Below are 12,999 nucleotides of genomic sequence, written 5' to 3' on the forward strand. Positions count from 1 at the left end.
TCGCTTCATGGGGGAATTGATGGATCTTTGGACCGCCGCACAGGCATTGATACTCGGGATTGTCGAAGGCCTGACCGAGTTTTTACCCATCAGCAGCACCGGGCACCAGATCATTGTGGCCGACTTGCTCGACTTTGGCGGCGAGCGGGCGATGGCCTTCAACATCATTATTCAGTTGGGAGCAATCCTTGCGGTTGTCTGGGAGTTTCGCCGCAAGATCCTCGATGTGGTGATCGGCCTGCCGACCCAGCCCAAGGCCCAGCGCTTCACGATCAACCTGTTGATCGCCTTCCTGCCGGCGGTGGTGCTGGGGGTGATCTTCGCCGACCTGATCCATGCCTACCTGTTCAACCCCATTACCGTGGCCACGGCCCTGGTGGTCGGCGGCCTCATCATGCTGTGGGCCGAGCGCCGGCAGCACCAGGTGCATGCCGAGACCGTGGATGACATCACCTGGAAGGACGCGCTCAAGGTCGGCTGCGCCCAGTGCCTGGCGATGATCCCGGGCACCTCGCGTTCGGGCTCCACCATCATCGGCGGCCTGCTGTTCGGCCTGTCACGCAAGACCGCCACCGAGTTTTCGTTCTTCCTGGCCATGCCCACCATGGTCGGCGCCGCGGTGTATTCCGGCTACAAATACCGCCATCTGTTCCAGCCCGATGACTTCCCGGTGTTCGCCATCGGCTTCGTCACCGCCTTTGTCTTCGCCATGATCGCGGTCAAGGGCCTGCTGAAGTTCATCGCCAGCCACAGCTACGCGGCCTTCGCCTGGTATCGCATTGCCTTCGGCCTGTTGATCCTGGCGACCTGGCAGTTCGGCTGGGTCGACTGGTCGGCGGCCAAGCCATGAGCACGGCCCGTCGCCCGGCGCCCTCGGCCAGTGCCGCGCGGCTCCAGCATCCCCGGGCCAAGCTGCTGGCGTTCCTAGTGCTGTGCGGGTTGCCGCTGTTCGGTTCGCTGTCGCTGTGGTGGAAGGGGATTTCGCTCATTCCCCTGATCGCCTATGGGGCGGTCAGCCTGCTGGCCTTCCTGGCCTACTGGCACGACAAGCGCCGGGCCCAGGGTCAGGGCCAGCGCACCCCGGAGAACGTCCTGCATGCCCTGGAACTGGCCGGTGGCTGGCCCGGGGCCTTGCTGGCCCAGCAGCTGTTGCGCCACAAGACCCGCAAGGTCTCCTACCAAATGGTGTTCTGGCTGATCGTGGCCTTGCACCAGGTGTTCTGGATCGACCGGCTGTTCCTGGAAAACAGCCTGCTGAGCCTGTTCTAGAGCAGCAAACCCACCTGAACCCGTTTGGGCAGCTTGCTCACCACCAACTGGTGAGAGCGCTGCAGCAGCGTCTCTAGCTCCGAGGCGCCAAGGGGATAGGGGGTGTTCATGATGATCCAGTGCGCCCGGGCCAGGTAGGGTGCCGGGGCAATGCCAGGGCGGTCGACATGACCGAGAAACAGCTCCTGGTCGACCTTGAAGGCCAGCGAGTCGCCACGCAAGTGCTGCACGGCGAACATCTTGTTGCCGGCAATCGAGAACACCCGCACACCGCCCCACTTGTAGTCTTCCCGCGCACCTGGCAGGCCCAGGCAGAACTGCGCCACTTGCTCTTGATTCAAGGTTCGGGCTTTCACAGCAGTCGTTCTCCGCAGCGTTCGAAGGATTCACTCAGGTGCTCGATCCAGGCGCGCACGGCCGGCATCACACCCCGGCGGTGAGGATACACGGCCTGCAGCCAGCCGCCGGGCAATGACCATTGCGGCAGCATCTGCACCAGTTGGCCGCTGGCCAGTTCCTGTTCGCAATACAGCATGGGCAGCACGGTGCAGCCCTGGCCAGCGAGGGCACAGGCACGGCGCACGATGAAGTCGTCGATGCCCAGGCGTGCCTCCAGGGCCAGGTCGCAGGCCTGGCCTTGCTGGTCCAGCAGGCGCAGGTGCACCAGGCGGTCGGCCTCCAGGGCGCCGAGAATCGGCACGCGCCGCAGGTCTTCCGGATGCTCCACCGGGTACTGCCGGAGGAAGTCTGGGGTCGCCACGATCGCCGTCTGGGCCCGGCGCAGGCGCCGGGTCACCAGCAGCGGGTCTTCGTCGCCCAGCTCACGCACCCGCAGGGCGACGTCCACACCCTCGTTGATCAGGTCGACACGGCGGTTGAGCAGGAGCATTTCCAGCTGCACCTGGGGGTACTTCTCCAGAAAGCTGCTGACCAGCGGGGTCAGCAGTTCGTGGGCCAGGCCCACCGGGCTCGACACCCGCAGGCGCCCCCGAGGTTCGCTGGCCATGCTGGCCACGGCTTCGTCAGCCATCTCCGCTTCCAGCAGCATGGCCTGGCAGTGCCGCAGGTAACGCTCGCCCACGGCGGTCAGGTTCAGTTGACGGGTGGTGCGTTGCAGCAGCCGGGCGTTGAGGCGTTCTTCAAGCTCGGCGATACGCCGCGAGAGCCGCGATTTGGGAATGCCCAGCAGGCGTCCGGCGGCGGCGAAGCCACCGGCTTCCACCACCTTGGCGAAGTAATAGAGGTCGTTGAGGTCTTGCATGATGGATTTTTCGCTCGATTGTTCTGCTAGTGGGACGAACTATCGCATTTATACCGGCTAATCAGCTATTGGTTTCATCTGTAGGATTGCCCACATCCGATCGCCCAGTGGCGGTCCTCACTTGGAGATCCCAGATGAAACTCTTGCATATCGATTCCAGCATTCTTGGTGACAACTCGGCCTCCCGTCAGCTCAGCCACAGTGTGGTCGAGGCCTGGAAAGCCGCTCATCCGGCCACCGAGGTGACCTACCGCGATCTGGCCAATGACGCCATCAGCCACTTCTCCGCCGCCACCCTGGTGGCTGCCGGCACCGCCGCCGAGTTGCGTGACGCCGCGCAGAAGCATGAGGCCCAGCTCAGCGCTCAGGCCCTGGCCGAATTCAAGGCCGCCGACACCGTGGTGGTTGCCGCGCCAATGTACAACTTCACCATCCCCACCCAGCTCAAGGCCTGGATCGACCGCATCGCGGTGGCTGGCGAGACCTTTCGCTACACCGAAGCCGGCCCGCAAGGCCTGTGCGGCGGCAAGAAAGTGATCGTGGTCTCCACTTCCGGCGGCCTGCACGTGGGCCAGGCCACTGGCGTGGCTCACGAGGACTATCTGAAAGTGCTGTTCGGCTTCTTCGGCATCACCGATATCGAATTTGTTCGCGCCCATGGCCTGGCCTATGGCGAGGAAGTGCGCAGCAAAGCCATGAGTGACGCCCAGGTGCAGATCAGCCAGCAACTCTTCGCTGCCGCGTAAGGCTTGTGTAAAGAGCCTTTGCAGCACGGCAAGGGCCACTAAACTCTGTATTCTGCTCACCGCATGAAGTGGGCAGGGTGCGGAGTTTTTTTATTGTGGTGTTCAGGGTTTCTGGCCCGGGTTATGCAGCACAGGGAGCAATGCTCCCGGCTTGTGCATCCCTGGTTACGGCGTGGTACAGCTGCAAGGCCTTGGCGGCAAGGGATGGCAGGGGAGAACGGCTTTCTCGATCCGGCGGCAAAGGTGGGCGTGCGATGAAACGTCTTTGTGCAATGTTACTGATCTGCCTGCTCAGCAGCCTGCTTTCGGTGCAGGCCGCCCCTGGGCCGCATCCGCACTGGAGCGTGGGCTTCCACGAGATGAGTTTTCTCGACCCCCTGGATCGGCAACCGATGCGCGCCATCGCCTTCTATCCGTCCACCGGTATCGAGCACGGCAGCCAGCTTGAGGGCTATCAGATCGCTGCTTCGCGGGATGCCAAGATCGCCATCGGCCGCTTCCCGATGCTGATGCTGTCCCACGGTAACACCGGCACCCCTCTGGCCCTGCATGACCTGGCCACCTCTCTGGCACGCAAGGGCTTTGTCGTGGTGGCGGTGATTCACCCCGGCGACAACTCCAAGGACCACAGCCGCCTGGGTACCCTGAGCAACCTGTACGGGCGGCCGATCCAGATTTCCGAAGCCATCACCGCAACCCTCGGCGACCCCATGCTGTCGCCCTTCGTCAATGCCGACCAGGTGGGAGTGATCGGCTATTCCGCCGGTGGCGAGACCGCGTTGATTCTCTCCGGCGCCACGCCGGACCTGGACCGCTTGCGGCGCTACTGCCAGGAGCGCCCCAATGACCGGGATGCCTGCAACACCCAGGGCGAACTGATCGTCGACCGCGACGACCTGCAACCGGTGGCCGACCCCCGGGTGCATGCCTTGATGCTGCTGGCCCCCCTGAGCCTCAAGTTCGGCCGCCAGACCCTGGCCGGGGTGCATGTGCCGGTGCTGCTCTACAGTGGTGATGGCGACCAGTTGGTGGCCCTGGACAAGAACGCCGCGGCCCTGGCGCGCAAACTGCCGGTTGCCCCGGACTTCAAGCTGCTGGCCGGCGCCGGGCATTTCGTGTTCATGGCGCCTTGCACCGCGCAGCAGATGGCCGCGATGCCGGCGCTGTGCACCGATGCCGATGGCGTCGACCGTGAAGACATCCACCGCAACCTGATTCTCGAAGCCGGCAACTTCTTCGCCCATACCCTGGGCCGGCCAAGCCGGGCCGGGATGCAGACCGCCGATCAATGACTCAGGCGCCGGCCCGGCGCTTGAGCATCAGCGTCAGGCCCAGGCCGGTCAGCGAGAGCAGGGCGGCGCAGAAGAAAATCCACGAATACCCCAGGTTCAACGCCACCGCGCCCATCAACGGCCCGGCGATGGCCAGTGCCAGGTCGAAAAACACCGCATAGGCACTCAAGCCTGCGCCACGGCTGCTGTTGGGCACTTGCTTGATGGCCTCCACTCCCAGGGCCGGGTACACCAGCGACAGGCCGAAGCCGGTCAACCCGGCCCCCACCAGGGCCCAGCCGGTGGAGGGCGCCAGCCACAACAGGGCCAGCCCCAGGGTCTCGACGCACATGCAGGCGATGGCCGAACGAAAGCCGCCGAAACGGCTGATGCAGGAGATGAACAGCAGGCGCGAGCAGATAAAGCACACGCCGAACACCGTCAGGCAATAGGCCGCGCCGGTCCAGCCGCGGCTGAGGTAGAACAAGGTGATGAAGGTGGTCAGGGTGCCGTAGCCGATGGAGGCCAGGCTCAGGCTGGCGCCAAAGGGTGCAATGCGCCCGAACACGGCCCAGAACGGCAGGCGCTCGCCGCGAATCACTGGCACCGAGGGTTTGTTGCGGATCAGCAGCAGCGCCAGGATCGCCAGGCTCGACAAGGCGATGCCCAGGCTGGCGAAACCGTATTGCTGGACCATCACCACCCCCAGCGGAGCACCAATGGCAATCGCGCCGTAGGAGGCAATGCCATTCCAGGAGATAGACCGCGCGGTGTGTTCCGCGCCGACCTGGCCCATGCACCAACTGATGGTGCCCACCCCGATCAGGCCCTGAGCCACCCCCAGCAGCAGGCGCCCGCCCAGCAGCACGGCAAGGCTCAGCAGCGGTATCTGTTCCAGCAGTACCGAGACCAGGGTCAGCAGCCCGCTGAGCAGAATCCCCAGCAAGCCATAGATGATCGAGCGCTTGGTGCCCACGGTGTCCGACATGCGCCCGGCCATGGGCCGGCTGAGCAGGGTGGCCAGGTATTGCGCACCAATGGTCAGCCCGGCGACCACCGCGCTGAAGCCCAGCTGTTCGTGGACATAACCTGGCAACACCGCGATCGGCAGGCCGATGCAAAGGAAGGCAATAAAGGTATAGAAGACGATGGAGACGATCTGCAGGGTGATCGCCATGGAGCTTTGAGCGGGCGTTTGTGGCTCGGGCATGAAGGCTCGTTCGCGGGCGGCGGTTAGAGACCTGCATCATCGCGTGCCGTGACCATAAAAGAAAGCAGGCTAACTATCTATTCCCCGCACCCGTTAGGCACAGGCAGGAGTGGCGCAAGTCTTGCTGGCCTCTTCGGCGGCGAGCCGGCTCCTACAAAGGCCTGCACCCGCGGTGAGATGCAAGGCTGACGGGCCTTTTCGTCGGCAAACCGGCACCTGCCAGTGGAGGGGGCATACGAAAAAGCCCCGTCACGCTGGACGGGGCTTTTCTATTGTCGCTTACCGCTGGCCGCTGTCTTTAGAACATCACGCCCTGGCTGCGCAGGTAGTCGTCGTAGGTGCCGCTGAAGTCGGTCACGCCGCTTGGGCTCAACTCGATGATGCGGGTGGCCAGGGACGATACGAACTCACGGTCGTGGCTGACGAAGATCAGGGTGCCCGGGTAGTTTTCCAGGGCCAGGTTCAGCGCCTCGATGGATTCCATGTCCAGGTGGTTGGTCGGTTCGTCCATTACCAGCACGTTGGGCTTTTGCAGGATCAGCTTGCCGAACAGCATGCGGCCTTGCTCCCCACCGGAAATCACCTTCACCGACTTGAGGATCTCGTCGTTGGAGAACAGCATGCGGCCCAGGGTGCCACGGATCATCTGCTCGCCCTGGGTCCACTGGCCCATCCAGTCGAACAGGCTGACGTCGTCTTCGAAGTCGTGGGCGTGGTCCTGGGCGTAGTAGCCGATTTCCGCGCTTTCAGTCCATTTCACCGAACCGGCGTCCGGGGTCAGCTCGCCCACCAGGGTGCGCAGCAGGGTGGTCTTGCCGATACCGTTGGGACCGATGATCGCTACGCGCTCGCCGGCTTCGACGGTGAAGCTGAAGTTCTGGAACAGGGTCTTGCCGTCGAAACCCTTGGACATGCGCTCCAGGGTCACCGCCTGGCGGTGCAGCTTCTTGGTCTGTTCGAAGCGGATGAACGGGCTGACGCGGCTCGACGGCTTGACTTCGGCCAGTTGGATCTTGTCGATCTGCTTGGCCCGGGAGGTGGCCTGCTTGGCTTTCGAGGCGTTGGCCGAGAAGCGGCTGACGAAGGTCTGCAGCTCGGCGATCTGGGCTTTCTTCTTGGCGTTGTCCGACAGCAGCTGCTCGCGGGACTGGGTCGCGGCGATCATGTACTCGTCGTAGTTGCCCGGGAACAGGCGCAGCTCGCCGTAGTCCAGGTCGGCCATGTGGGTGCAGACACTATTGAGGAAGTGCCGGTCGTGGGAAATGATGATCATGGTGCTGTTACGCGCCGTGAGGATGTTTTCCAGCCAGCGGATGGTGTTGATGTCCAGGTGGTTGGTCGGTTCGTCCAGCAGCAGCACTTCCGGGTCGGAGAACAGCGCCTGGGCCAGCAGAACTCGCAGTTTCCAGCCTGGCGCGACTTCGGTCATCGGGCCGAAATGCTGTTCCAGGGGAATGCCCAGGCCCAGCAGCAGCTCACCGGCGCGGGACTCGGCGGTGTAGCCGTCCATCTCGGCGAATTCGGTTTCCAGCTCGGCCACGGCCATGCCGTCTTCTTCGGTCATTTCCGGCAGCGAGTAGATGCGATCGCGCTCGGCCTTGACCTTCCACAGCTCCTCGTGGCCCATGATCACGGTGTCGATCACGGTGAATTCTTCGTAGGCGAACTGGTCCTGGCGCAGCTTGCCCAGGCGCACGTTCGGTTCCAGCATGACCTGGCCGCCGGACGGCTCGAGGTCGCCACCGAGGATTTTCATGAAGGTCGACTTGCCGCAACCGTTGGCGCCGATCAGGCCGTAGCGGTTGCCGCCGTTGAACTTGACCGAAACGTTCTCGAACAGCGGCTTGGCGCCGAACTGCATGGTGATGTTAGCTGTGGAGATCAATTACTTACCTACCAATGTTTTAGCGCCGACCTTAAATCCACAGGGCGCGATCTGGAGCCTTCCAGGTCGGACCGGTATGGGTGTGGAACTGAGCCAGCGGGCGTACGTCGAGCGCAACATTCCGGCCGAGGGGCCAGGTTGCTGAGCGAAGAGTGCGGGGTGCATGTTGAAATTTGCGCGCATTGTCGCATATGTAAACGAGCAGTTGTATGACACAGGGGCAGGGATTTTAGCGCGGGCGGCCGATGCTCAACCCCTGCCGGGCATGGCAGCCGGTTCCAGCAGGTCGTTCAGGAAGTGCTGCAATTGCGCCGCTGCCGCAGCCGGCGCGGCCTGGAGCAGGCAGTGGGGCGCCTCGATCTCCACCAGCCGGGCGTCGCTGCGCAGCTGCCGGACCAGGGCCGACGCCGATGGGGGCACCAAGCGATCCTGGCGGGCCCGCAGGTACAGCAGCGGTACTCGGGTGGCAGCCAGGGCTTGGCGCACATCCACGGCGATCACCGCCTGCAACCGGGCCTGCAGTACCTGCGGCGCCACCTGGGCGATCGCCGCCGCCAGTGCCTGACGCAGCGCCGGGGTGGAAAAGCCGCCCAGCAGCAGGGCATCCATGGGCCAGAACGGCAGGCGCTGCACCGGCAGAACCTTGAGCAGGGGCTGCAAAGGCGCAAGGCGCGGGCGCGGATTGCGTAAAAAGCTGCTGCACAGCACCAGGCCCATCAGCCCTTCGGGATTGCGGGCGGCCACGCTCACCGCCACCGGGCCGGAAAAGGACTCGCCCAACAGGATGAATCGCCGGTTCGTCGGCAGTTGCGCCATCACCCGCTCCACCAGGGCCGGATAGCCCAGGGGCTGATCGCCGGGATAATGCAAGACCTGTACCGGCCAATGCTGGCCCAGGGCCAGGAGCAGCGGCTCGAACAGGGTGCCGGTGCCATCCATGCCCGGCAGCAGTACCAGGGTTGGCGGGTCAGTGGGGTCGATCAAGTCGGGAATCCTTGCTGAAGAGGATAGGGCAGCGGCGCGCAGGATACATCGGCAAGGCCCGACAACACAGTCGCTTGCGGGTCGCTACCGGCACCGAGCGGCTTTTGTTGAGCTGAATCAACAGCCAGCGCAATACCCGCATCTTTCAACGAAAGGAGCGCAGCTTTTAACAAATATGAGTTAACCATTGGTTACAAACTGTGGCTAAAATGCCAGCCGACGGCCAGATGCCGAGGGTCGAACCGGCGACGAAAAACGTCGCCGGTTACGCTTTTTTCAACTCAGACGCTGCAATTTGTCTTTGGCCTTCCGGGCTTTCAGAGGCGCAGCATGTTCTCTTCTGACGTGTGACGATTTCCGTGAAACTCATCATTGCCGCTGTATACGTTTTATCCATTGCGTACGTACACCTGCGGGGGCGCGTGCGCCATAAACTGGGCCGCCAGCTCAGCGATCACTCGACCTTCCTGGCGCCCATCAACTGCTTCCTCTATCTGTTCTCCAAGTACCCCAACCGGCCGTACCTGGACCCGGCCGACTTCCCGGAAATGAACAAGCTGCAGGAACACTGGGAAGAGATCCGTGCCGAGGGCCAGAGCCTGCTGCAGGCCGGGGAGATCAAGCGCTCGGACCAGTACAACGATGTGGGTTTCAACTCCTTCTTCAAGACCGGCTGGAAGCGCTTCTACCTGAAGTGGTACGGCGACAGCCACCCTTCGGCGATGAAGCTGTGCCCACGTACCACCGAGCTGGTGCAGAGCATCGGCTCGATCAAGGCTGCGATGTTCGCCGAGCTGCCGCCAGGTTCGCGCCTGGTTCGTCACCGCGACCCTTATGCCGGTTCCTATCGCTACCACCTGGGTCTTTCCACACCGAACAATGAAGGCTGCTTTATCGAGGTCGACGGTGAGCGTTATCACTGGCGCGACGGCGAAGCGGTGATGTTCGACGAGACCTACATTCACTACGCGGAAAACACCACCGAGCAGAACCGCATCATTCTGTTCTGCGATGTCGAGCGCCCGATGAAGTATCGCTGGGCGGCGGCGTTCAACCGCTGGTTCAGCCGCACCGTGATGTCCGCCGCGGGCTCGCCCAATGACGCCGGGGACAAGACCGGTGGCCTGAACCGTGCCTTCAATAAGCTGTACAAGATCCGCCTGCGGGGCAAAGAACTGAAAAAGCGCAACCGCACGCGCTACTACCTGGAAAAGTGGGCGATCTTCGCGGCGCTGCTGTTGCTGTTCATCTACATCTGAGGTTGCACCCACGCGGTGTTGGAGCGGGCTGGCCTGCGAACACATCCTTGAGCCCGAGGCATGGCCAAAGGGCCCGTTCGCAGGCCAGCCAGCGCTTGCAGATGAAGGCGCCGTGGATACCGGGTGTTACATGTTCTGAAGGATTATTTAGTTAACAAAGCCGAACCCTGGGCGTAGCGTGGAATCGAATTCGATACCTTGTCGCTCCTCAGGAGGCTTGTCATGAACGGTCTGGCTCGCGGGTTTGCCGCACTCATCGCGCTGGTCTGGACCAGCGCCGCCGCCTGGGCTGGCGCCCCTGAAGCCCCTCCTTTCCATCAACCCCTCCTGCAACTGGCGCAGAACCTGCCCAACAGCGGCAACAACGACCCCTACAGCAACCCCATCCGTCGCGCCAACCCCAATAGCATGCAGGGCACCCAGCCCAGCAGCCCGCCCGTGCGCGGCCCCAGCACCGCTCCGACCGGACGCCCGCCAACCCTTGAGAACGGCGGCATCGGCAATGGCTACCCACGTGGCGGGGTGCAGCGACCCAACCCCGATCCCCGGGTGCAAAGCCCCCGCGACAGCGACCCCGGCAACCGGCGCTGAAGCACTGTCCTGCCACCCCGGCGGCAGGTGCGAAACCTGCCACCGAGGATTTTCTCGATCGACAAAAGGAAGCGAGCATGTTGCGTAAAACCCTTATCGCCACCTTGTGCTCCAGCGTCTTGCTGGGCAGTGCCGTGCCCGCCATGGCCGCCACACCCCAGGCTTTTCCCAGTGAGCAGGGCACGCTGAACCTGACTCCGGTGGCTGCCGGCCTGGACCATCCCTGGGCCCTGGCATTCCTGCCGGACCGCCAGGGCATTCTGGTGACCGAGCGCCCAGGCAACCTGCGGTTGGTCGGCGCGGACGGCAAGCTTTCGGCGCCCCTGAGCGGGGTACCCAAGGTCTGGGCCAAGGGGCAGGGCGGCTTGCTGGATGTGGCGCTGTCGCCGGACTTCAAGCAGGACCGCATGGTGTATCTGTCCTATGCCGAAGGTGGCGGCGAGGGCGGGACCGCCGGCACCGCCGTGGGCCGTGGCCGTTTGAGCGATGACCTGAGCGGGCTCAAGGATTTCCAGGTGATCTTCCGGCAGGAACCCAAGCTGTCCACGGGCAATCACTTCGGTTCGCGGCTGGTATTCGACCGCGACGGCTACCTGTTCGTGACCCTGGGGGAAAACAACGACCGGCCCACCGCCCAGGACCTGGACAAGCTCCAGGGCAAGATCGTGCGCCTGTACCCGGATGGCCGGGTGCCGGACGACAACCCTTTCGTCGGCCAGGCCGGAGTGCGCCCGGAGATCTGGAGCTACGGCCACCGCAACCCCCAGGGGGCGGCGCTCAATCCCTGGAGCGGCACCCTCTGGGAGAACGAACACGGGCCCAAGGGGGGCGACGAGATCAATATCATCGAGCGCGGCAAGAACTACGGCTGGCCTCTGGCGACCCACGGCATCAACTATTCCGGCCAGCCGATCCCTGAGGCCGTGGGCCAGGCAGCGCCTGGCACCGTGGCGCCGCACCATGTCTGGGAGAAGTCCCCCGGCATCAGCGGCATGGCCTTCTATGACAGCGACCGCTTCAAGCCCTGGCAGCACAACGTGTTCATTGGCGCCCTGGCCAGCCAGGAGCTGATCCGGCTGCAGTTCAACGGTGATCGGATCGAACACGAGGAACGCCTGCTAGGCGGGCTCAAGGCGCGTATTCGTGATGTGCGCCAGGGCCCGGACGGCTACCTCTACATCCTCACCGACGAGGACCAGGGCACGCTGTACAAAGTCGGCCTGCAATAGGCCTGGGCTCCCTTGCAGGTGCTGGCAGAGGCCGTACAAGGCTTGCGGGCCTTTTCGCCGGCAAGCCGGCTCCTACGGGGGGAGGCGGCGAGGCGTATCTGGCCGCTGTAGGAGCTGGCTTGCCAGCGAATGCGCTGGCAGGGGCCGCGCAAGGCTTGCGGGCCTTTTCGCCGGCAAGCCGGCTCCTACATGTGGGCGCGCGGGGGGAAGAGGATCACCGCGGCGCGCAGTTTGCTGCTGCCGAAACTGCACATCTTGGCGAACTCGCCGTGACTCACCGGCAGGTGCTGGCAGTCCATGGGCTGGCGGTGCTGGCTATGATCGACATCCGGGTCGTGGAGGTAGACGAAATCCTGGTCGCAGTCGGTGACTATCACCCAGTGCGGCGCCTTGGAGCGGGTCAGGCGATAGCTGCTGATCAGCACCAGGGGCTGGCCGCCTTCACGCAACAGGCCGGGCAGGTCCAGCGGCCCGCCGAGCACCTGCTGCACTTCGCTGGCATCCAGTTCCTTGCAGAACTCATCGTGGACCAGGCGCATGACGTCCTTTTTATGTTCGTCGCGCACGCCGTTGAGAAACAGCGGCCCGGCGCTGTTGACCTGCAAGCGCACGGCAAAACCGCGGCGCCAGGCCGCCAGTGCCAGGCCCTGGGGGCTGCAGCCACCATGGCCCGAGGTCATGAAAACGGTGGTGGCTTCACGCCAGATCTGCAGTTCCTCCCGACGCTCCAGGGGCCGTGAAGGTTGCAGAGCGCCCATGGCCATCAGCAGGCAGGCGGGACCGCAGGTGAAGTCGGTGGTCTGTTGGTAGTAGGGCACGCGGATGCTGCGGGTCTCGCGGTGCTGGAGGATGCGTTTTTCCAGGCGCAGGGCGTCGGCGTGGTCCTGGTAATAGTCGTGGATCAGGGCGAAACGCCGGTAGCCGTTGCGCTCGTACAAGGCGATGGCGGCAGGATTGTCGATGCGTACCTCCAGGCGCAGGTAGGCGCAGTCATGGGCCAGGGCACAGTCCTCCATGCGTTGCAGCAGGCGCTTGCCCAGGCCCAGGCCCCGGGCGCTTTCGGCGATGGCCAGGGAATACAGGCGCGCCAGGGAGGTGCCGCGATGAAACAGCACCAGGGCATACCCCAGCACCTGCGCCTGCTGTTCGGCCACCAGCAGTTGCCCATGGGCGCGGCTGATCATCCACTGGAAGCTGCGCGGGGTCAGCCGGTCGCTGGTGAAACATTGCTCTTCCAGCGCCACCAGCGCCGGCAAGTCCTCGAGGGTTGCAGTGCGAAAGACAAGATCCATAT

The 12,999-nt window shown here is 63.9% G+C and carries 13 protein-coding genes; 7 read left to right on the forward strand and 6 right to left on the reverse strand.

The features are described 5' to 3' along the window. Positions 1-19 precede the first annotated feature (19 nt). Positions 20-850: an undecaprenyl-diphosphate phosphatase gene (locus tag KCG88_RS04745; protein WP_047286735.1), complete on the forward strand. Its 831-nt coding sequence runs from the start codon at positions 20-22 to the stop codon at positions 848-850. Beyond that, on the forward strand, positions 847-1,269 hold the full coding sequence (locus tag KCG88_RS04750; RefSeq protein ID WP_047286687.1) for a DUF1294 domain-containing protein: 423 nt from the start codon (positions 847-849) through the stop codon (positions 1,267-1,269). Before KCG88_RS04745 ends, KCG88_RS04750 begins: the two co-directional genes overlap by 4 nt. Here KCG88_RS04750 and KCG88_RS04755 read toward each other — a convergent pair. Next, positions 1,266-1,610 carry an MmcQ/YjbR family DNA-binding protein gene (locus KCG88_RS04755; protein ID WP_199522610.1) on the reverse strand — a complete coding sequence of 115 codons (345 nt, stop codon included), beginning with the start codon at positions 1,608-1,610 and terminating at the stop codon, positions 1,266-1,268. The two genes, KCG88_RS04750 and KCG88_RS04755, sit on opposite strands and share 4 nt — an antisense overlap. An 11-nt stretch (positions 1,611-1,621) precedes the next feature. Then, positions 1,622-2,530, reverse strand: a complete 909-nt coding sequence (locus KCG88_RS04760) for a LysR substrate-binding domain-containing protein (RefSeq protein ID WP_210711863.1) — start codon at positions 2,528-2,530, stop codon at positions 1,622-1,624. A 134-nt stretch (positions 2,531-2,664) separates the two neighbouring features. Here KCG88_RS04760 and KCG88_RS04765 point away from each other — a divergent pair, with 134 nt between their 5' ends. Both KCG88_RS04765 and KCG88_RS04770 read left to right on the forward strand, forming a co-directional pair. After that, positions 2,665-3,276 carry an FMN-dependent NADH-azoreductase gene (locus KCG88_RS04765; RefSeq protein WP_047286680.1) on the forward strand — a complete coding sequence of 204 codons (612 nt, stop codon included), beginning with the start codon at positions 2,665-2,667 and terminating at the stop codon, positions 3,274-3,276. A gap of 254 nt (positions 3,277-3,530) precedes the next feature. After that, entirely contained in the window at positions 3,531-4,568 is a 1,038-nt protein-coding gene (locus tag KCG88_RS04770) for a dienelactone hydrolase (RefSeq protein ID WP_047286678.1), read from the forward strand. A 1-nt stretch (position 4,569) separates the two neighbouring features. Here KCG88_RS04770 and KCG88_RS04775 read toward each other — a convergent pair whose 3' ends face one another. The 3 genes from KCG88_RS04775 to KCG88_RS04785 all read right to left on the reverse strand — a co-directional run bounded on the left by KCG88_RS04775 (position 4,570) and on the right by KCG88_RS04785 (position 8,626). Next, positions 4,570-5,757, reverse strand: a complete 1,188-nt coding sequence (locus KCG88_RS04775) for an MFS transporter (RefSeq protein WP_047286676.1) — start codon at positions 5,755-5,757, stop codon at positions 4,570-4,572. Between the two features lie 298 nt (positions 5,758-6,055). Beyond that, positions 6,056-7,642: an ABC-F family ATPase gene (locus KCG88_RS04780; protein WP_016965368.1), complete on the reverse strand. Its 1,587-nt coding sequence runs from the start codon at positions 7,640-7,642 to the stop codon at positions 6,056-6,058. Positions 7,643-7,891: 249 nt separating this feature from the next. Further along, on the reverse strand, positions 7,892-8,626 hold the full coding sequence (locus KCG88_RS04785; protein WP_210711864.1) for an alpha/beta hydrolase: 735 nt from the start codon (positions 8,624-8,626) through the stop codon (positions 7,892-7,894). Positions 8,627-8,985: 359 nt separating this feature from the next. Here KCG88_RS04785 and lpxO point away from each other — a divergent pair, with 359 nt between their 5' ends. From lpxO to KCG88_RS04800, 3 genes are all read left to right on the forward strand, one after another. Next, positions 8,986-9,885, forward strand: a complete 900-nt coding sequence (gene lpxO, locus KCG88_RS04790; RefSeq protein WP_047286670.1) for a lipid A hydroxylase LpxO — start codon at positions 8,986-8,988, stop codon at positions 9,883-9,885. A 222-nt stretch (positions 9,886-10,107) separates the two neighbouring features. Next, positions 10,108-10,476, forward strand: coding sequence for a hypothetical protein (locus KCG88_RS04795; RefSeq protein WP_210711865.1), 369 nt, complete (start codon positions 10,108-10,110; stop codon positions 10,474-10,476). Positions 10,477-10,553: 77 nt separating this feature from the next. Beyond that, entirely contained in the window at positions 10,554-11,705 is a 1,152-nt protein-coding gene (locus tag KCG88_RS04800) for a PQQ-dependent sugar dehydrogenase (protein ID WP_047286666.1), read from the forward strand. A gap of 185 nt (positions 11,706-11,890) precedes the next feature. On the opposite strand, the gene KCG88_RS04805 is transcribed toward KCG88_RS04800, so the two are convergent. Then, positions 11,891-12,997 carry a GNAT family N-acetyltransferase/peptidase C39 family protein gene (locus KCG88_RS04805; protein WP_210711866.1) on the reverse strand — a complete coding sequence of 369 codons (1,107 nt, stop codon included), beginning with the start codon at positions 12,995-12,997 and terminating at the stop codon, positions 11,891-11,893. Positions 12,998-12,999 lie beyond the last annotated feature (2 nt).

The sequence above is a fragment of the Pseudomonas sp. MWU349 genome (genome assembly GCF_017947325.1).
Lineage (GTDB): Bacteria > Pseudomonadota > Gammaproteobacteria > Pseudomonadales > Pseudomonadaceae > Aquipseudomonas > Aquipseudomonas protegens.